This is a genomic window from Thioalkalivibrio sp. ALRh (assembly GCF_000381425.1).
Taxonomy (GTDB): domain Bacteria; phylum Pseudomonadota; class Gammaproteobacteria; order Ectothiorhodospirales; family Ectothiorhodospiraceae; genus Thioalkalivibrio.
On record NZ_KB906520.1, the window covers coordinates 111,740 to 130,126 of the forward strand.

The following is an 18,387-nucleotide window of genomic DNA, read 5'->3' on the forward strand; positions in this document are numbered from 1 at the left end:
GCACAACACTGTTGCGAAAGGGCCACGATTTGCTCGGGCAACAAGCGCAGCACGTTACCTGAGCCATGGGAACAGTACAACAACCTCGCCTGGCCGACGTACTGGTCATCGGGAGCGGCGCAGCGGGGCTCTCCGCTGCCCTGCATCTGGCCCCGCATCGCCGCGTCACCGTAATCAGCAAGGGTCCAGTGGACGAGGGCTCGACCCGCTATGCGCAGGGCGGGATCTCCGCCGTTCTCGACCGCGCCGACTCGTTCGATGCCCATATCGCCGACACCCTGGATGCGGGGGCCGACCTGTGCGATCCGGACGCGGTCCGGCGCACCGTGGCCGCCGGCCCCGAGGCAATCCAGTGGCTGCTGAACCTCGGCGTGCCGTTCACCCGCGAGGCCCTGGAGGGGCGCAGCCGCCTGCACCTGACCCGCGAGGGGGGGCACAGCGCCCGGCGCGTCGCCCATGCCGCCGATGCGACCGGCCGCGCAATCGAGGATGCCCTCGTGAAGAGCGCCTCCGGGCAGGCCAGCATCGAGGTCTTCGAGCGCCACGTGGCAGTGGATCTGATCACCCAGCCCGTGGACGGAACCCGGCGCGTGGTCGGCGCCTATGTGCAGGACGCCAAGACCCGCGAGGTGGAAACCATCCTCGCCCCGACCGTGATCCTGGCGACCGGCGGCGCGAGCAAGGTCTACCTCTACAGCTCCAACCCCGACGGCGCCACCGGCGACGGGATCGCGATAGCGTGGCGTGCCGGCTGTCGCATCGCGAACATGGAGTTCATGCAGTTCCACCCGACCTGCCTGTTCCATCCGCGCGCCAAGTCGTTCCTGATCTCCGAGGCGGTGCGTGGCGAGGGCGGTCTGCTGCTGCTCCCCAACGGCGAGCGCTTCATGCCGCGCTTCGACAAGCGTGCGGAATTGGCCCCGCGTGACATCGTCGCCCGCGCGGTCGACCACGAGATGAAGCGTCTCGGCCTGGATCACGTGAACCTGGACATCAGCCACAAGCCGGCAGAGTTCATCCGCGAGCACTTCCCCACGATCTATGAGCGCTGCCTGGAGTTCGGCTTCGACATGACCCGCGAGCCGCTGCCGGTGGTGCCGGCCGCGCACTACACCTGTGGCGGGGTGATGGTGAACCACTTTGGCCAGACCGATCTGCCCGGCCTGTACGCGGCCGGCGAGGTCTCCTATACCGGCCTGCACGGGGCCAACCGCATGGCCAGCAATTCCTTGCTGGAGTGCCTGGTCTATGCCCGCGCGGCCGCCGAGCACATCCTCTCGCAGACCGACCTGCCCGCGCCGGAGCAGCTCGCGGCACCGCCCGCCTGGGACGAGTCACGGGTCACGGAATCCGAGGAGGAGGTCGTGGTCGCCCACGACTGGGATGAACTGCGCCGCCTGATGTGGGACTACGTCGGCATTGTGCGAACCCGCGAGCGCCTGCACCGCGCCGAGCGCCGCATCCGCATCCTGCAGGAAGAGATCCACGAGTATTACAGCCATTTCCGCATCTCGCCGGACCTGCTCGAGCTGCGCAACCTGGCCATGGTCGCGGAGATCATCGTGACCAGCGCCCTGTCCCGCAAGGAAAGCCGCGGGCTGCACTTTATTCGCGACTACCCCGAGACCGACCCGGCCCTGGACGGCCAGCCGACGATCCTGGCACCGGACAACGCCCTGCGCCCCGGCGACCGCCGCCGGCCGTAACCTGCCTCCCCGTCATTGCGAGGAACCTCGCGACGAAGCAAGCGGTATCCGCTAGCCAGCAAACCCCAAAGCGACGTCCAGCTCCGGGCGGTTGCCGCGTCGCCTGCGGCTCCTCGCAATAACGGGGGGCAAGCGCGGCGGCGCTACCACCACTTCTCGTACTTGAGCTGCGCCTCGGGGATTCCCCACTCGGCCAGAAGCGTGGCCATATCCTCGATGAACTCGCGCGAACCGCAGAAGTAGAACAGGGCGTCGCGCGGCAGGTTCAGGGACTCCAGCAGCTCGTGGCTGATGCGCCCGGTGTGGCCCAGCCAGTCCTCAGCCTCGCGCGTCACTGTCAGCGTTACGTCGATGTTCTCGGCCTTGGCCAGGTGCGCCAGCTCGTCGGGGAACAGCATCTCGTCCTGGTGAGCGACGCTGTAGACGAGATGGGCGTAGACGTCCGGCATGCCGTCATTGACCGCACGCAGGATGCTGAACAGCGGCGTGACCCCGATCCCCGCGCCCAGCAGCACGACGTTCCGCGCCATACCCGGCTCGAAGAAGAAGCTGCCCTGGCCGGGGGTGATGTAGACCGTATCTCCCTCGCGTGCGGTGGAGTGCAGGTAGTGCGTGGCGTGATGGTGATCGGCGTACTTGATTGCGAGCTGCAGCCGCCCGTCATCGCGCGGCGCGGAGACCACCGAATACCCCCCGACAAACGGCTTGCCGGCGGCCTGCGGGATCACCAGATCCAGCCACTGCCCGGCCTTGCTGGCAAAGCGCGCCGGGTCGGCCGACAGAGTAAAGACCTTGATCAGCGGCGTAACCTGTTCGATCGCCTCGATCCGGGCCGGCATGAAGTGTTCGGGCAGTTCAACGGCGTGTGTCATTTGGGGTCCGTGTTGGTGTCGCGTTCACGCCGCCGGGCCTCCTGGTAGAGAGCCTCCTGGGCGTCGAAATCCAGTTGTTCCAAGGCCTGCCCCTGCGCGCGGGCCAGGGCCTCCATGGTACGAAAGCGCGCCTCGAACTTGCGCGTGGTGCCACGCAGCGCACCCTCCGGTTCCACTCCCAGATGACGCGCCCAGTTGGTCACGGCAAACAGCAGGTCGCCGATCTCCTCGGCCACGCGCTCGGGATCGGCGTCGCTGGCCAGCTCCTCGCGGACCTCGTCCAGTTCCTCGTGGATCTTCTCCAGCACCGGGGCCGGGTCGCCCCAGTCGAAGCCCAGCCGGGCCGCGCGGCGCTGGGTCTTGGCGGCACGGGCCAGGGCCGGCATCGCCAGCGGGATGTCGTCCATCGCGCTGTGGTGGTCGCGCGCGGCGCGCTCCTCGGCCTTGGCCGATTCCCAGGCGGCCTCGCGGGCGGCATCATCCGAGTATTCGGCATCGGCGAATACATGCGGGTGGCGCCGCACCAGCTTGTCGCCGATCGCACGTGCGATGTCATCGAGGTCGAAACGCCCCGCCTCCTCCGCGATCCGCGCCTGGAAGACCACCTGAAACAGGAGATCGCCCAGTTCGTCGCGCAGCTCGCGACTGGCCGCCTCGCGGCCATCGTCGCGAGCGATCGCATCGGCCAGCTCGAAGGCCTCCTCCAGTGTGTGGGGCACGATAGTTTGAGCGGTCTGCGCCCGGTCCCAGGCACAACCCTGCTCGGGATCACGCAGGCGCGCCATGATCGCGCGCAGGCGATCCACGGGATTGGTGTCCGTCATGACGGTGGAGTGTAAGGGGTCCCGGTGGGCGGGCAAAACCGTCCGCCACACTCCGATGCCAGTGTCGGGGCCGCGTGATCGGCCCCGACACCTCGATCAGCCCTGCTGATCCGGTTCGCAGAGGCGCTTTTTCTCGTCCGGCAGGTTGTCCGGGCAGATCCCGCAGCCCTCGTTGCCGGGCAGCGCCCAGTCGATCTTCTTCGGATACGGCAGGTCCATCTCCTCCATGATCTTGACGAACTCGGCCTCGGGCTTGTTCTTGCCCAGACGCGGGTTGCGCATCTTCTCCTGCCCGATGGTGGTGATCTGGCGCTCTTCGTAGTCGTGGCACGGATATACCAGCGTCTCGTCTGGCAGGGTGAAGAACTTGTCATGGATCGACCGGTACAGGGTCTTGGCGTCACCCGACTGGAAGTCGGTGCGGCCACAGGCCTCGATCAGCAGGGCGTCCCCGGAGAACAACATCTTCAGGCCGACGTGATCCATCAGATAGGCATGATGGGAATCGGTATGCCCCGGGGTATAGAGGGGATTGATCACCAGATTCCCCACCTGGAAGGGCTCGCCCTCGCGCAGGCCGACGTCGCGACAGGGCAGCTCGTCCAGCGCCGGGCCGGCCAGCTGGCAGCCCGTCCGCTCGCGCAGCATCTTGCCGCCGGTGATGTGGTCGGCGTGGATGTGCGTCTCGATCGCGTAGTCGAGGCTCAGCCCCATCTCCTGCAGCACCCGCAGATCGCGGTCCACGGTCTCGATCACCGGATCGATCAGCGCGGTCTTGCCCGTGTCCGGGCAGCTCAGCAGATAGGTGTAGGTGGACGATTCTTCCTCGAACAGCTGCTTGAAAATCATGCGGTGTCCTCCAGGGCCATATGGGCCTGTCCGTTATATCAGTATTTACTAATACTAACCGGTAGTCGCTGCCGGCACCAAGCCAGTGTGCGTACCGCGACTATCTCCCGTTCGGAACCCCACCACTACCACGAGTTCCCGGAGCCGGGCCACCTCGCCCTTCTGTAGCGCCACGCCACTGGCTATCATGCGGCCTCTGCCGACATACACATCGACATCAAGGACTCACCATGGAAGCCAATCAAGTGGCCGAACTCATCCGCGCCGGCCTGCCGGAGGCCGAGAAGGTCGAGGTGACCGGGGGCGAGGGCAAATTCGAGGCCCTGGTCGTCAGCCCGCAGTTCGCCGGAATGAACAAGGTCAAGAAGCACCAGACCGTCTACGCCACCGTGCGCGACCAGATCGACTCCGGCGAGGTCCACGCGCTGTCCATCCGCGCCCTGACGCCGGAAGAGGCCGCAAGCGCCTAGGCACGGCGAGCGGTAATGCTTTCACCCAAGGGCCGCGAGGAGATCGAGCGCCTGCTGGAGGGCGGCCTGGTCCACGACTGGGGCGAGGCCGAGACGACTCTGCGCAATGTCACGCGCATGCTGCTGACCACGCGCCCGGACCTGCTACGTCTGTACTTCAGCCCCGAGGCCTGGGGCCAGATCACCGCCTGGCCGCAAAAAAAGGCTGCCAACGCAATCATCGCCGCATTGCGCACCGGCGTGGTCGACGCCCTCGGGCGACCGGCCATCGCCAACCGCGAGCAGGCCCGCTTCTACCTCCTGTGCTTTCAGGATGACCTCGCCGAACGGGTGGATGCCTGGTGCCGCAAGCACCCGGAGGAATGCCCGCGCCGCAGCCGCGCCCAGACCCAGGCCCTGCCCGGCAACTCCGACCCATGACCTCAACCGTTCTCGAATGCGGCGATGCCACCATCGAAACCCCACTACGCGACCTGCTCGAACGCTACGGGCTACAACTGGTAATGCATCCGCCCGGTGCCGCACTGCCCGGGACCTGGTGGGGCGAGCCCGAGGCGGGGATCATCGGGTTGGCCGTGCATGTACGCCCGGACACCCCGCTGCACTCGGCGCTGCACGAGGCCGGCCATCTGATCTGCATGGAACCCGAACGCCGCGCGGCCCTGCATACCAACGCCGGAGGCGACGACCTGGAGGAATGCGGGGTGTGCTATCTGCAGATCCTGCTCGCCGATGCCCTGCCCGGGGTCGGGCGCAACCGGCTGATGCAGGACATGGACGCCTGGGGCTACAGCTTCCGCCTGGGATCGACCGCGCGCTGGTTCGAGGGGGACGCCGACGATGCACGGGCCTTTCTGCGCGCCGAGGGCCTGATCGACTCGCACGAGCGTCCTTCCTTCGCCTGCCGCGGGGGCCTTGAGCCTGCGCGGGATGCTACACTGAGACCCACGTCACAAGACGCAACGCTCCCGCAAAATGTCCGGCCAGATCCGGGGCGGTGATTGCGCGGCCGGGCACCGCGGGCCGGGGGCACACGAACCCACTGGCGCCCCGCCCGGACCAGGGAATGATCGAAACACAGGCAACGGAATCGCTCATGGACACGACGACCATCGACAGTCTGCTCCAGGAAATGGACCTCACCGCGCACCTGTCGGAATCCGCCCGCGCGGAACTGGCCCAGGCATGCGCGAGCCCGGAGCTGCCCGCTGGCAAGCGGCTGCGGCCCAAGGACGTCGCGGACCGGCACCTGTTTCTGCTGAGCGGCCAACTGGTACGCGTCAGCGGCGGCACCCCTTCGCGCATTACCGTCAGCGATGGCAACAGCGAGCCGCCCCTGCAGATGTTCGACGGCGGGGCCGGCCAGCACGATTTCATCATCACCGAAAAGCCCTGCCGCATGCTGGAGGTGCCCACAGGGGCGCTGGAGCAGGCCTACAGTGCCTCGCTGGTAATGCACGACACCGAGCTGGATGACACGGAAGGCGCCTTTTTCGGCGAGCTGTACGACTTGATCACCAGCAATCGTCTGGAGCTGCCGACCATGCCCGAGGTCGCCCTGCGCATCCAGGAGCTGACCAAGGATCCAGACGCGGACATCGACAAGCTGACCGATGTCATCCAGCGCGACGGGACCATCGCCGGGGCCTTGTTGCACGCCACGAACAGCCCGCTGTTCCGCGGCTCGCAGCAGATCCAGTCGGTACGTGACGCGGTCACGCGCCTGGGCTTTCGCAATACCCGCATGCTGGCCATGAACATGGCTATGCGACAGGCCTTCAAGGCCCGTCATGCGGCTACACGCGAGGCGATGGAGGCGGTCTGGCAGCACGGGGTACTGCAATCGGCCTATGCCTATCTGGTGGCCGACTCCCTGAAGCTGCTGGACCGTGAGCGCGCGTTGCTCGCCGGCCTGGTGGCCGGCATCGGGGCCGTCCCGATCATCCAGTTCATCGAGGTACGCGAGGACCACCCGGAGCCCGAGCGGGTGGCCCGTCTGGTTCGCCGCCTGCGCAATCTGGCCGGCGTACTGGTTATCAACTACTGGGACCTGGGCGGAGACCTGGTCAATGTCGCGGAACACAGCAGCGACTGGGGCTACCGGCCGGCGGAAGCCGACTATGCCAGCATCGCGCTGGTCGCCCAGTACGCCGCGCTGCAGGCCGAGGGCAAGGAACTGCCGGCCCCGTCCGAGGTCAAGGCTTTCGAACTCCTGGGCATCGATGCCCCCGCCCTCGGGGAACCGATCGCCTTCCTGGAGGCCCGATCCGCCGACCTGGCGGAACTGCAGAAACTCTTCGAACTGTAAGGCTGGATTTGGTGCTCGAGGAACGTCTTCCACAACTGATCCCGTTCGCCGACCTGGGCGAGCGCGCGCGCCACCGGCTCCTCCAGCACGCCAGCACCCTGGATATCAAGCCCGGTCTGAAGCTGCATGCGCGTGACGAATGGCGCCATCTGATCTTTCTCCTTGAAGGCCGGGTAATCCTGTCTGACGACGGCCAGTCGGTCATCCTCAAGGGCGGCAGCCCGGAATCCCTGAACCCACTGTTCAACGAACGCGATTACCACAGCCACGCGATCGCGGCGAGTAGCGGGCGTATCGCCCTGTTCGACCGCAAGGTCTACGAAAACCTGATCGATGGCGCGCGCGAAGGTGTGGAGGTCAGCGAGATCGAGCTGTCCGACCTTGAGGGCGAGCTGTTCACCAGCATCTACACCCGCGCCTTCTCCGGCGAACTGCAACTGCCGCAATTGCCGGAAGTGGCACTGCACCTGCAGGCGGCGCTGAAGGACCCGGACGTCGATATCGAGCGCGTCACCCGCATCATCGAGGAAGACCCCAGCGTCGCCGCACGCCTGCTGTCGGTGGCCAACAGCCCGGCGATGGGGAGCCAGCGCGAGGTCTCGCGACTGGCCGATGCGGTCTCCCGTCTCGGCCTCGAACGGACCCGGCAACTGGTGATGGCGCTCGCTGCGCACCAGGTCTTCATTCGGCGCGACAGCCCCTACCACGGCCTGCTGGAACGCCTGTGGCGGCGTTCGGCCCGCGTCGCGGCCATCAGCTGCGTACTGGCGGACCAGAGCGAGGCAGTCGATCCGCAAAAGGCTCTGCTGGCCGGGCTGCTGCATCGGGTCGGTGCATTGCCCATCATCGGCGAGGTCGCCCGCAGCCACCCCGACCGCAGTGCCGAGGACATCGAGCGCATCCTCTATCGCCTGGAAGGCCTGATCGGCGAACTGGTTGCTCAACAGTGGGGCCTGGCTTCCGATATCATGGCGGCCATTCGCGATTCCGGTGGCCCGGAAACCGCTACGGCAGCACCCCTGACCGACATCGTGCGCATCGCTCGCAGCGCCTGCACGCGCGATGGCGACGACGCCCTGGCGGACCGGACGCCACTGGCCAAGTTGAACGCCGTGGCACGATTCGGCTTTGTGCTCGACGACGACGGCCAGCTGCCGGCAATCGACACGGCCCGCCGCGAGATTGACGCGCTGATCCGCGAGGTCGCCTGACCCCGATCGCGCCGCTATCGCCCCCTGATCGGGCGGAGCGACCGCAACCCATTCAGGGAAGACCCTATGACCACTCGAACACGACCCCAACCTGGCGAAAAACAACGCGCCGCCGACAAGGTCGCGCGCATCCCGGTCAAGATCAGCCCGACCGAGCAGCCGCAGCGCAAACCGAAGTGGATCCGCGCCCAGAGCCAGGCTCGGCCCGAGGTGCAGCGTATCAAGCGCATCCTGCGCAACCAGAAGCTGCACACCGTCTGCGAAGAGGCGAGCTGCCCGAACCTGGGCGAATGCTTCGCCCACGGCACCGCCACCTTCATGATCATGGGTGACATCTGCACCCGCCGCTGCCCGTTCTGCGATGTCGCCCACGGCCGCCCCGAGGCCCTCGACCCCGACGAGCCCCGCCACCTGGCGGAGACCATCCAGGCGCTGGGCCTGAAGTACGTGGTCATCACCTCGGTGGATCGCGACGACCTCCGTGACGGTGGCGCCGGCCACTTCGTGGACTGCATCCGCGAGGTCCGCACGCTGAATCCGAACACGAAGATCGAGATCCTGGTGCCCGACTTCCGCGGCCGCATGGACCGGGCGCTGGAGATCATGCACCAGGCCCCGCCGGACGTCTTCAACCACAATCTCGAGACGATCCCGCGGCTTTACCGCGAGGCGCGTCCCGGCGCCGACTATCAATGGTCGCTGGAGCTGCTGAAGCGTTTCCGCGAACAGCACCCCGGGGTGCCGACCAAGTCCGGTCTGATGCTCGGGCTCGGCGAGACCCGCGAGGAGCTGCTGGAGGTCCTGGCGGACCTGCGCGAACACGGCTGCGACATGCTGACCCTGGGGCAGTACCTGCAGCCCTCGCGCCATCATCTTCCGGTCACGCGCTTCCTGGCACCGGAGGAGTTCGACGACCTCGGCGAGGCCGCACGCGAAATGGGCTTCAAGCAGGTGGCCAGCGGTCCGATGGTCCGTTCGTCCTACCACGCCGACCTCCAGGCCCAGGGCCTCGAAACAGCCTGACTCGCCCTGCCGTCCCCTGCCGCCGGGGCGGCGCCCCGCGCCCTCAGGCGGGGCCTGGTTCGACCTTGGGTGTTTACGGTAGCTCCGGTCTGCCGCCTGCCTGCGCTCACTCGCGAGCGCGCCGCGAGGTACTTCTTTGCTCGTGCAAAGAAGTACCCAAGAAACACGCCCGGGATTCGCCCGGGAACCTTGCTCCGGACGCGCCAGGCCGGCGGCGCTGAAACTCGCTGCGCCTTTGGCTTCGCTCAGACAGTCAGCGCCTTCTCCCGGCCTGTCACGCCCTCCACAAGGGGCTCATATCGGGAGGGAAGGTCAAAACGGGCGGTGTTCCCGCACCTGTCCTAATTCCCGCGCTGTAGGGTGCGTTGAGCGCAGCGAAACGCACCATGCCAACGTCGGGGCAACCCTGATGCGATTCGCTGCGCTCATCGGCATCCTACGATGGGTCTGGCGCCCGCTTGCGGGCGCGTCACGCCAAGGCCGCAGGCCGCGCGTGCCCGGATGTCGGAATACCCAGCCTCCATCCATTGGCACGAACGTCAGAACCGCCGTTGTCTTGACCTTCATCCCCCCGTATGAAGCCCCTTGCGGAAGGGTCCTCGGGACGGACGATTCAAAATAGAAACGGGGGCGCTGACTGTCTGAGCGGAGCCGAAGGCGTAGCGAGTTTCAGCGCCGCCGGCCCGAGGGCCCTGGAGCAAGGTCCCCGGGCGGAATCCGGGTGCCCTTCTTTGGGTACTTTCTTGGGCAAGCAAGAAAGTACCTCGCGGCGCGCTGGCGAGACAGCGCTTGGCAGGCGGCCGGCCGAAGGCACCGTAAACTCCAGAAGCCGAACTAGTCCCACCCTGAGGGCGCGGGACAACGCCCCAGCGCCAGCACACGGACGAGCTCGGGCGGCAAAGAGGGTTCATGCCTGATGCTCGCGACCGCGGCGGGAAACAGCTGTTCGGCTAGATGGGCGAGCAGTTGCTCGCGGACGCGGGTGGCGTCCACCGGGCCGAGCAGATGCTGCATGGAGGTCGCGGCGAGGCCGGGATAGCCACAGGGGTTCATGCGCTGAAACGGCGCCAGATCCGGGGCGATGTTCAGCGCCAGCCCATGGATGCTGCGCCCGTGCCGGATGCGCAGCCCGAGCGCCGCAATCTTGGCCCCGTCCACATATACCCCTGGCGCCTTCTCCCGGCGCTGCGCGTGGATACCCCATTGCGCGAGCGTATCGATCACCGCCTGCTCCAGGCCTTCGACCAGACGCCGGACCCCGACCCCCAGTCGCGGCAGATCCACCAGCGTGTAGATGACCAGTTGCCCGGGGCCGTGCCAGGTCACCTGCCCGCCGCGATCGATCGCGACCACCGGCGTCGCGCCGGGGTCCAGCAGATGCTCGGGGCGGCCATTACGGCCCTGGGTAAAGACGGGGGGGTGTTCGACGCACCAGAACGCGTCCGGCCGGGTCGCATCGCGCTCCCGGGCCTGGAGTTGCATCGCCTGCCAGACAGGTACGTAGGGCTGCATACCCAGCAGGCGGGCCACGGGGACGAGCGGACCGGTCACAGGATCATGCGGACCCGGTCGCAGCGCCCCAGGGCCCGGTAGAGGTCATCGAGCTGGGCCTGACTGGTCGCGGTGAAGGTGATGGTGATGCCGACGAAACGCCCGCCACTGGAGGCGCGCTGCTGGATCACGGCGTCGTCCGGGTCCGGCACATGCTCGGCCACACAGGCCTCCACGGCCTCCAGGAGCTCCGGGTGCGAGTCGCCCATGACCTTGATCGGAAAACGACAGGGAAACTCGATCAGGCTTTCGCGCTCGTCTGTCATGCGCACCCCTCGACTGGTGCCCGGGACGGGTGAGCGTCGCGCTTTGCCTGCTGATACGCGGCATGAACGGCCTGCCAGGCCGGGCCCGGGACCCCGGCTCCGACCGGATGGCCGTCGAGCCGACAAACCGGCAGGAGCTCCTTGGTGGAACTGGTCAGCCAGATCTCGTCGGCCGCACGCAACTGGGACTCGGACAGATCACGCTCCACAACATCGAGACCGCACTGGGCGGCCAAGCGCAGGACCAGGGCCCTTGTTACCCCCGGGAGCAGCGATGATGCCAGCGGAGGCGTAACCAGCGTGCCGTCGACGAGGGCGAACACATTGCTGGCCGCACCCTCCGTCACCTGACCGTCGCGCAACAGGATGGCCTCGACTGCATCCTGTTCGCGGGCCTCCTGACGCGCGAGCACGTTGGCCAGCAGCGTAGTGGCCTTGATGTCACAGCGGGACCAGCGCGTATCGGGCCCCGTCACCGCCGCGACCCCGGCCTGGCGGATCGTGTCCGCCAGGGGCACGATCGGATTCGCCATCGCAAAGACCGTGGGCGGCCCGCCGGCGGGAAAGGCGTGGTCGCGCGGGGCAACCCCGCGCGTGACCTGCAGGTACAGCCCGAGATCGATGGGCACATCCCCCTCGTTGCGCCGGACGAGCTCCTCCAGCATGCCCCGCCACTGGTCGAACGACAGCGGCGATTCGAGGCGGATGGCGTACAGCGAGCGCTGCAGCCGCTCAAGGTGTTCCGTCAGCAGAAACAGCTGCCCGGCGTAGCTGGGGATTACCTCGTAGACCGAGTCCCCGAACAGGAATCCGCGATCCAGCGGGGAGATACGCACCGATTCGAGCGGCATGAAGTCGCCATTGAAATACGCAACGCTCACACTCGCCCCGAGTCAGAACGGCCAGACCGAGCGCAGCGACAAGGCAGCACCATCCCATAGGCGACGCACCAGCCCGCCCTCCTCGATCTCTTCAAGGGCGACGACCGGCTGCTGCCCGATCAACTCGCCATTGAGACGGGCCTGCACCTCGCCCACGGCGGCCCCTGCGGCCAGCGGCGCTTCCAGCGGCTGGTTCAATTCCATTGTGGCCTCAAGGTTGTCACCGCGGCCCGGGGGCACGATCACCCAGAAATCCTCGGCCAGCCCGACGGACACCTCGCTATCCGCACCACGATAGATGCGCGGGCTGCCCAGCTGCGTCCCCGCCTCGAACAGACGCTGGGGTTCGGTAAAACGCATGCCCCAGTTGACCAGGGCCTGCGACTCGTTGGCCCGACGCGTACCACCCTCCTGGTGGTTGGAGGCCTCGATGCCCAGCACCACGGCGATCAGGCGGCGATCGCTGCGCTTCGCCGACGAGACCAGGTTGTAACCGGCCGCGGAGGTCCAGCCCGTCTTCAGGCCATCGAAACCGGCGTCACGCCAAAGGAGCATGTTGCGGTTACTCTGCGAGATATCGTTGAACTCGAACGAGCGCTCGCTGTAATAGCCGTAAAGGTCGGGGAACTCGCGAATCAGCGCCCGAGCCAGCAGCGCCATATCCTGAGCAGAGGTGGATTGCGGCTCATCGGAAGGCAGCCCGTGCGAGTTGGTGAAATACGAGTTCATCATCCCGAGTTCACGCGCCTGGCTGTTCATCATGTCGACGAACGCCCCCTCGGAACCGGCCACAGCCTCGGCGAGCGCGGTGGAGGCATCGTTTCCGGACTGGATGATCATCCCGCGCAGCAGGTCCTCGACCTTCACCTCGTCGCCGACCTCAATAAACATGCGCGACGCGCCCCGCATACCCGTGCGCCAGGCCCGCTCGCTGATGGTCACCGTGTCCTCGAGCCCCAGCCGCCCGTCGCGAATCTCGCCGAACACGACGTAGGCCGTCATCAGCTTGGTCAGGCTCGCGGGTTCGCGATCAACATCCGCCTCGCGCGAGGCCAGCACCAGACCGGAATCGAAGTCCATCAGCGCATAGCTCTTCGCCGTCACGTCAGAGGGCGGGCTGGGGATCCCGCTTGGCATAGCCCCACCACTGCCCGGAACCGGCAGGGGCTCACCCGCCATCGCCGGCATGGCGGCAACGCACACGGCCAGGGAGAGGGTCATCAGGGCGCGGCGGGCGACAGAATGGAGCGGGGGGATCATGGTGGTTCGAGGCCTCCTGTAGAGATGGCTAACGATAGCAGACCGGGCCCGAGCAGATGAACGCAAACGGGCCCGGCGGCACAAAAACTGAGCGATACGCGATGTCAGTCGTCAACGATGCGGTAGTCGACGTGGGCGGCCTCCTGCAGGCGCTCGGTCGCCTCCTGCAGCTCGACCTCTTCCAGCGGGCCGATACGCACCCGATGCAGATCCGCCTGCTCGTCGCGTTCCAGCGTCGAGATCTCGATCGACTCGAAGCCCAGGGCCTCGAGATCGCGCCGGATCTCCTCCGCCGTTCGGCGTTCGGAAAACGCCCCGATCTGCACCCAGCGGCCGTTGTTCGCGGCGGCCTCTGGGGCGTTCGCTTCGGAAGCAGCGCGCGCGTCATCAGACGATGTCGCGACCGGGCTGCTGCCGCCCCCCTGGCTGGCCTCGGCGAGCACGATGGGTTCCGGCACCGGCGGGCGCGATTCGGCCACACGCGGCGAATCGACGTCTTCCGGCCCCACGGCACGAATGCGCACCGGGGCCACACCGGCATCGGTCATGTCCAGCCGATGCGCCGCCGCATAGGAGAGGTCGATGATGCGTTCATCCACAAAGGGTCCGCGATCATTGACCCGCACAATCACGCGGCGGTCATTCTCCAGGTTCACGACCTCGACATAAGTCGGCAGCGGCAGCGTCTTGTGGGCTGCCGTCATCGCATACATGTCGTAGGGCTCGCCACTGGAGGTTCGCCGGCCGTGGAACTTGGTCCCGTACCACGAGGCCAAACCCTCTTCCTCGAAGCCGGTGCTGGTGCGCAGGGTACGGTAGCGCTGCCCGAAGACCTCGTACTCGGGCGGGTTCCCGTAGCGACTCGGGGGCTCGTCGGTCGGCACTGCGTCGGGGATCAGCGCCAGATCCTGCGGGATGTCATCCGGGTCCGGGTAGGCGTCATACGCCGCATCGCCCAGCGGGCGATCCGGGTCTGCCTTGCGATCGGGGGCCGACGAGCAGCCGGCCAGCATCAGCGCGAACAACACCGCCGGCGCGGCGGCGGCCGCGCCAGGGCGGCACCGTTTACTCGGCAAAGGCCTCGGCCAGCTGGTGGACGGCCATCGCATACAGCGGGCTCCGGTTGTAGCGGGTGATCACATAGAAATTGGGATACCCAAGATAGTATTCATACCCGTCCTCGCCCTCGAGGCGAATGAACGAGTACTTCCCGTCCTCGGCCACGGACTCGTCGGGATAGATGCCGTGCTCGGCGAGTTCGTCGAGATCAAAGCGGGCCTGGTAATTGCGGCTGATCAGCTCCTCGTGGGCATCGCCCTCGACCCGGGCGCGTGCCACCACCGGCTCACCGGTCTGCCAGCCATGCTCGCGGAAGTAGTTGGCGACACTGCCGATCGCATCCGGCCAGGAGTTCAGCAGGTCCCGGCGACCATCGCCGTCGAAGTCCACCGCGTAGTGACGGTAGCTGGACGAGATGAACTGTCCGCGCCCCATCGCGCCGGCGTAGGAGCCCCGTGTCTCGCGGACATCCAGGTCCTCCTCCTGCACCAGGGTCAAAAACTCGCCCAGTTCGCGGCGGAAGAAGTCCGCGCGCGGCGGGTAGTCAAATCCCAGCGTGACCAGCGCATCGAACACTCGGAAGCCCCCGGTGTTGCGCCCGTAGTTGGTCTCCACGCCGATGATCGCCGTGATCATCGCCTGCTCGACGCCGAAGGTCTCCTCGGCGCGCGCGAGGGTCTCGGCCTGCTCTTCCATGAAGCGCTCGCCGCGCTCGATGCGCAGGTCGTTCACGAAGATCGGGCGATAGTCCTTCCAGGGGCGCGCCTCGGCAGGGGCCGAGATCAGGTCGAGGATGCGTTGCTGGGGATCGGCCTCGGCGAACATACTCTCCAGCTCGTCGCGATCCATGCCCGCCTCGACCTGCTCGTCGATAAAGACCTGGACCTCCTCGCGCTCCAGGTACGGCGGATCACCGGCGCGAAACTCGGACCCCGAGACGTTCGACAGGGAGCAGGCCCCCAGTGACAGGATCAACCCGGCCTGCAAGAGGACGGAACGAAGGGTGCCCAGCGGGCGGAGGTTCAGGGTCATCGATTCACCAGGCGCTTTTGCGACGCAATGCTCATGAGAATACCGAAGGCGACCATAAGCGTCACCAATGATGTGCCGCCGTAGCTCACCAGCGGAAGCGGCACGCCGACCACGGGCAGAAGCCCTGTCACCATCGCGATGTTGACCACCATATAGACGGCGAAGGTCAGCGCCAGGCTACCGCCCAGCAAACGGGCGAAGCGATCCTGAGCGAGGGCCGAGATCCACAGCCCGCGCGCCACGATCGCAAAATACAGCAACAACAGGAGTGCGACACCGATAAACCCGAATTCCTCGGCGTATACCGCAAAAATGAAATCCGTGGAACGCTCGGGCAGAAAGTCGAGGTGCGACTGCGTGCCATTCAGCCAGCCCTTGCCGTACAGCCCGCCGGAGCCGATCGCGATCTTCGACTGGATGATGTGATAACCGGTCCCCAGCGGATCCGACTCCGGATTGAACAGGGTCAGCACCCGCTGGCGCTGATAGTCATGCATCTGCAACCACAACGCCGGGATCGCGGCGGCCGCGGCCAGTCCCAGCCCGACGAACCAGCGCCAGCTCAGCCCCGCCAGGAAAATCACCAGGAAACCAGCGGCACCCACCAGCATCGCGGTCCCCAGATCCGGCTGACGCATGATCAGAAAAACGGGCACCAGGATCAGGGGCACCGTCACCAGCAGGTCGCGAAAACGCGGCCGATCGTTGCGAGTGGACAGGTACCAGGCGACCATCATCGGCACCGCCAGCTTCATGATCTCGGAGGGCTGGAAGCGCATGAAGCCGAGATCCAGCCAGCGTCGCGCCCCCTTGCCGATCTCGCCGGCGACCATGACCGCCAGCAGTAGCGCGACACCAGCCACAAACAGCCAAGGCGCGAGGGACCGCAGGGTGCGCACCGGGATCTGCGCGACCAGCACCATCGCGGTCACGCCGAGTCCGATGCGCATGGCCTGACGCTCCAGGGCAATCATGCTCTCGCCGGAGGCACTGAACAGCACCGCCAGCCCCACCAGCAGCAAGATGCCGATCAGCACCAGCAGCACGCCATCCAGGCGCAGGCGCCCCAGCACCCACTGCCCTAGCGGCATCTCGCGCCCCGTCACGCTGATCATTCGTCCTCCGCCACGTCGAGCGTCATTCCGGCGTCGCCTTTCAGGAAGGCGTCCATCACCTCGCGGGCCACCGGGGCCGCCACACGACCGCCCGAGCCGCCGTGCTCGACCAGCACGGCCACCGCGATCTGCGGATCGTCCGCGGGCGCATAGCCCACGAACAGGGCGTGATCCCACAGATGCCGGGGCAGCTCGTCCTCGTCGTACTCCTCGTCCTGGCCCAGCCCGAAGACCTGCGAAGTGCCGGTCTTGCCCGCGATGCGGTAGTTCGTCGGCGGGCGGCTGCCAATCGAACCCCAGGCGGTGCCATGGCGCGTATGTACGGCCTCGATCAGTGATTCGTGAATCGTGTCCCAGTGCTCCGGGGCCGCCTGCACCGGCTCGCGAGGCTGCGGCAGCAGCCGTTCGAGTTCGCCGTTGCCATTGTCCATCGACTGCAGCAGACGCGGCTGGATGCGCTGCCCGCGCCCGGCCAGCGTCGCCGTGAAGTCCGCCATCTGCAGCGGTGTCGACAGCATGTAGCCCTGGCCAATCGCGGTGATCAGGGTCTCGCCGGGGAACCAGACCTGGTCGTGCGTCGCTCGCTTCCAGTCACGGCTGGGCAGGATACCTGCGCGCTCGCCCGTGGCGTCGATACCGACGCGCTGCCCAAGCCCGAATGCCCCCAGCATCGGCACCATGCGGTCGATCCCCATCGTATGCGCAAGGTCGTAGAAATACACGTCAGAGGAGACCGCGATGGCGCGCGACATGTCGACCCAGCCATGCCCTTCCCGGCGCCAGTCACGATAGCGACGCTCATGGCCGGGGATCTGAAAATAGCCACGGGCGAACATCCGTCGATCCGCGGTGGTAATCCCCTCGTCCAGCGCGGCCAGCCCCACCAGGGGTTTGACCGTGGAGCCCGGCGGATACTGCCCGGTCAGGGCGCGATTGAACAACGGCCGCGCGGGGTCAGATTGAAGATCGGAAAAGGCGGCCTGGGAGATGCCGTGCACGAACATCTCGGGGTCGAATCCCGGGGCACTGACCAGCGCCAGCACCTCGCCGTTGTTCGGGTCCAACGCGACAATCGCACCCCGCCGGCCCGCCAGCGACCGGTAAGCGGCACGCTGCAGGTCCGCGTCAATGGTGAGCGTAATGTCGGTACCGGCCTCCGGTGGTGTCACCGACAGCTCGCGGATCACCCGTCCCTGAGCATTCACCTCTACCTGACGGTAGCCCGGGCGGCCGTGCAGCAGGTCCTCGTAGTAGCGCTCGATGCCGATCTTGCCGATATGCGAGCTGCCGGCATAGGCACGCGGGTCCACCCGCGCCAGGTCCTGCTCGTTGATCCGGCCCACGTACCCGACCACATGCGAGAACTTGTCACCGAGCGGATAGAAGCGCATCGGACGGGCCTCGATCTCCACCCCCGGCAACTCGTGCCGCGAGACCGCGATCCTGGCCACCGTGGTGTCGTCCAGGCCCGCCTTGAGCAGCACCGGCTGGAAGGGTCGGCGCTGGCGCACGCCGCGGCGGAAGCGTTCGATATCCGCGTCGGAGAGCTCGACAAAGTCATGCAGTCGTTCCAGGAGGTCATCGAGGTTGCCAGCCTGTTCAACCGTCACCTCCAGCTGGTAGGAGGCGCGGTTGCCCGCCAGCAACTGACCATTGCGATCCCGGATCACACCGCGACTGGGCGCAATCGGCTCCACCCGCAGCCGGTTGTTCTCCGACAGCGTGGTGAAATGGGTATGCGCGCCGACCTGAAGCCCCGACAGGCGCCAGCCGATCAGGAGCAGGACCGCGGCGAGCAGGACCAGCGCCAGCAGGATGCGCACGGCATACCGCTGCTGGTCCTGTTGTTCCTGCCCGTAGTCATCGCGCCCGGCCATCTCAGCGGACCGCCACAACAACGAACGCCGCGCACCCGGCGACCCCCGACCCCGGGGATACGGGGACGATCCACGCCACGCGC

Annotated in this window: 18 protein-coding genes; 7 read left to right on the forward strand and 11 right to left on the reverse strand. The window is 66.8% G+C overall.

What is annotated here, in order from left to right; all coding sequences use genetic code 11:
• The first annotated feature begins 65 nt into the window (after positions 1 to 65).
• A complete protein-coding gene (nadB, locus tag F791_RS0108350; RefSeq protein WP_018138077.1) occupies positions 66 to 1,706 on the forward strand; it encodes an L-aspartate oxidase in 1,641 nt (546 codons plus the stop codon).
• Positions 1,707 to 1,849: 143 nt separating this feature from the next.
• Here the strand turns inward: nadB and F791_RS0108355 are convergent, their stop codons facing one another.
• From F791_RS0108355 to F791_RS0108365, 3 genes are all read right to left on the reverse strand, one after another.
• Positions 1,850 to 2,578 carry a ferredoxin--NADP reductase gene (locus F791_RS0108355; protein ID WP_018138076.1) on the reverse strand — a complete coding sequence of 243 codons (729 nt, stop codon included), beginning with the start codon at positions 2,576 to 2,578 and terminating at the stop codon, positions 1,850 to 1,852.
• A complete protein-coding gene (gene mazG / locus F791_RS0108360) occupies positions 2,575 to 3,402 on the reverse strand; it encodes a nucleoside triphosphate pyrophosphohydrolase (protein ID WP_018175438.1) in 828 nt (275 codons plus the stop codon). Before mazG ends, F791_RS0108355 begins: the two co-directional genes overlap by 4 nt.
• A 96-nt stretch (positions 3,403 to 3,498) precedes the next feature.
• Positions 3,499 to 4,251, reverse strand: coding sequence for an MBL fold metallo-hydrolase (locus F791_RS0108365; RefSeq protein WP_018138074.1), 753 nt, complete (start codon positions 4,249 to 4,251; stop codon positions 3,499 to 3,501).
• A 230-nt stretch (positions 4,252 to 4,481) separates the two neighbouring features.
• Between F791_RS0108365 and F791_RS0108370 the strand changes: the two genes are divergently transcribed.
• The 6 genes from F791_RS0108370 to lipA all read left to right on the forward strand — a co-directional run bounded on the left by F791_RS0108370 (position 4,482) and on the right by lipA (position 9,263).
• Positions 4,482 to 4,721 carry a BolA family protein gene (locus tag F791_RS0108370; RefSeq protein WP_018138073.1) on the forward strand — a complete coding sequence of 80 codons (240 nt, stop codon included), beginning with the start codon at positions 4,482 to 4,484 and terminating at the stop codon, positions 4,719 to 4,721.
• A gap of 15 nt (positions 4,722 to 4,736) precedes the next feature.
• Positions 4,737 to 5,141, forward strand: a complete 405-nt coding sequence (locus F791_RS0108375; protein ID WP_018994079.1) for a hypothetical protein — start codon at positions 4,737 to 4,739, stop codon at positions 5,139 to 5,141.
• Positions 5,138 to 5,722 carry a hypothetical protein gene (locus F791_RS13780; RefSeq protein WP_018175436.1) on the forward strand — a complete coding sequence of 195 codons (585 nt, stop codon included), beginning with the start codon at positions 5,138 to 5,140 and terminating at the stop codon, positions 5,720 to 5,722. The genes F791_RS0108375 and F791_RS13780 overlap by 4 nt, the downstream gene beginning before the upstream one ends.
• Positions 5,723 to 5,817: 95 nt before the next feature.
• Positions 5,818 to 7,029, forward strand: coding sequence for an HDOD domain-containing protein (locus F791_RS0108385; RefSeq protein WP_026333014.1), 1,212 nt, complete (start codon positions 5,818 to 5,820; stop codon positions 7,027 to 7,029).
• A gap of 11 nt (positions 7,030 to 7,040) precedes the next feature.
• Complete coding sequence (locus tag F791_RS0108390; protein ID WP_019592449.1) at positions 7,041 to 8,240, forward strand: HDOD domain-containing protein; 1,200 nt, start codon at positions 7,041 to 7,043, stop codon at positions 8,238 to 8,240.
• Positions 8,241 to 8,306: 66 nt separating this feature from the next.
• Complete coding sequence (lipA, locus tag F791_RS0108395; protein ID WP_018138068.1) at positions 8,307 to 9,263, forward strand: lipoyl synthase; 957 nt, start codon at positions 8,307 to 8,309, stop codon at positions 9,261 to 9,263.
• A gap of 834 nt (positions 9,264 to 10,097) precedes the next feature.
• Here lipA and lipB read toward each other — a convergent pair.
• From lipB to mrdA, 8 genes are all read right to left on the reverse strand, one after another.
• The gene (gene lipB / locus F791_RS0108400; protein ID WP_018994080.1) at positions 10,098 to 10,814 is read right to left on the reverse strand and encodes a lipoyl(octanoyl) transferase LipB; all 717 of its coding nucleotides are present in this window, start codon (positions 10,812 to 10,814) and stop codon (positions 10,098 to 10,100) included.
• Positions 10,811 to 11,080 carry a YbeD family protein gene (locus F791_RS0108405; protein ID WP_017925710.1) on the reverse strand — a complete coding sequence of 90 codons (270 nt, stop codon included), beginning with the start codon at positions 11,078 to 11,080 and terminating at the stop codon, positions 10,811 to 10,813. The genes lipB and F791_RS0108405 overlap by 4 nt, the downstream gene beginning before the upstream one ends.
• Positions 11,077 to 11,961, reverse strand: a complete 885-nt coding sequence (locus tag F791_RS0108410) for a D-amino acid aminotransferase (RefSeq protein ID WP_026333015.1) — start codon at positions 11,959 to 11,961, stop codon at positions 11,077 to 11,079. The genes F791_RS0108405 and F791_RS0108410 overlap by 4 nt, the downstream gene beginning before the upstream one ends.
• A 12-nt stretch (positions 11,962 to 11,973) precedes the next feature.
• Positions 11,974 to 13,221, reverse strand: a complete 1,248-nt coding sequence (locus F791_RS0108415; protein ID WP_018138668.1) for a D-alanyl-D-alanine carboxypeptidase family protein — start codon at positions 13,219 to 13,221, stop codon at positions 11,974 to 11,976.
• 104 nt (positions 13,222 to 13,325) lie between these two features.
• On the reverse strand, positions 13,326 to 14,330 hold the full coding sequence (locus tag F791_RS0108420; RefSeq protein ID WP_038038390.1) for a septal ring lytic transglycosylase RlpA family protein: 1,005 nt from the start codon (positions 14,328 to 14,330) through the stop codon (positions 13,326 to 13,328).
• Positions 14,287 to 15,312, reverse strand: a complete 1,026-nt coding sequence (gene mltB, locus F791_RS0108425) for a lytic murein transglycosylase B (RefSeq protein WP_019592451.1) — start codon at positions 15,310 to 15,312, stop codon at positions 14,287 to 14,289. The genes F791_RS0108420 and mltB overlap by 44 nt, the downstream gene beginning before the upstream one ends.
• Complete coding sequence (gene rodA / locus F791_RS0108430; RefSeq protein ID WP_018138665.1) at positions 15,309 to 16,427, reverse strand: rod shape-determining protein RodA; 1,119 nt, start codon at positions 16,425 to 16,427, stop codon at positions 15,309 to 15,311. The genes mltB and rodA overlap by 4 nt, the downstream gene beginning before the upstream one ends.
• Positions 16,424 to 18,304, reverse strand: a complete 1,881-nt coding sequence (mrdA, locus tag F791_RS0108435) for a penicillin-binding protein 2 (protein WP_018138664.1) — start codon at positions 18,302 to 18,304, stop codon at positions 16,424 to 16,426. The genes rodA and mrdA overlap by 4 nt, the downstream gene beginning before the upstream one ends.
• Between the last annotated feature and the right edge of the window lie 83 nt (positions 18,305 to 18,387).

Coding starts and splice junctions, on each gene's coding strand:
- F791_RS0108420 (WP_038038390.1), bottom strand. CDS start 14,330: ATGCGATGGCCGTCCACCAGCTGGCCGAGGCCTTTGCCGAGTAAACGG.
- F791_RS0108385 (WP_026333014.1), top strand. CDS start 5,818: ATGGACACGACGACCATCGACAGTCTGCTCCAGGAAATGGACCTCACC.
- lipA (WP_018138068.1), top strand. CDS start 8,307: ATGACCACTCGAACACGACCCCAACCTGGCGAAAAACAACGCGCCGCC.
- mltB (WP_019592451.1), bottom strand. CDS start 15,312: ATGACCCTGAACCTCCGCCCGCTGGGCACCCTTCGTTCCGTCCTCTTG.
- F791_RS0108405 (WP_017925710.1), bottom strand. CDS start 11,080: ATGACAGACGAGCGCGAAAGCCTGATCGAGTTTCCCTGTCGTTTTCCG.
- F791_RS0108370 (WP_018138073.1), top strand. CDS start 4,482: ATGGAAGCCAATCAAGTGGCCGAACTCATCCGCGCCGGCCTGCCGGAG.
- F791_RS13780 (WP_018175436.1), top strand. CDS start 5,138: ATGACCTCAACCGTTCTCGAATGCGGCGATGCCACCATCGAAACCCCA.
- F791_RS0108355 (WP_018138076.1), bottom strand. CDS start 2,578: ATGACACACGCCGTTGAACTGCCCGAACACTTCATGCCGGCCCGGATC.
- mazG (WP_018175438.1), bottom strand. CDS start 3,402: ATGACGGACACCAATCCCGTGGATCGCCTGCGCGCGATCATGGCGCGC.
- F791_RS0108365 (WP_018138074.1), bottom strand. CDS start 4,251: ATGATTTTCAAGCAGCTGTTCGAGGAAGAATCGTCCACCTACACCTAT.
- nadB (WP_018138077.1), top strand. CDS start 66: ATGGGAACAGTACAACAACCTCGCCTGGCCGACGTACTGGTCATCGGG.
- mrdA (WP_018138664.1), bottom strand. CDS start 18,304: ATGGCCGGGCGCGATGACTACGGGCAGGAACAACAGGACCAGCAGCGG.
- F791_RS0108415 (WP_018138668.1), bottom strand. CDS start 13,221: ATGATCCCCCCGCTCCATTCTGTCGCCCGCCGCGCCCTGATGACCCTC.
- rodA (WP_018138665.1), bottom strand. CDS start 16,427: ATGATCAGCGTGACGGGGCGCGAGATGCCGCTAGGGCAGTGGGTGCTG.
- F791_RS0108375 (WP_018994079.1), top strand. CDS start 4,737: ATGCTTTCACCCAAGGGCCGCGAGGAGATCGAGCGCCTGCTGGAGGGC.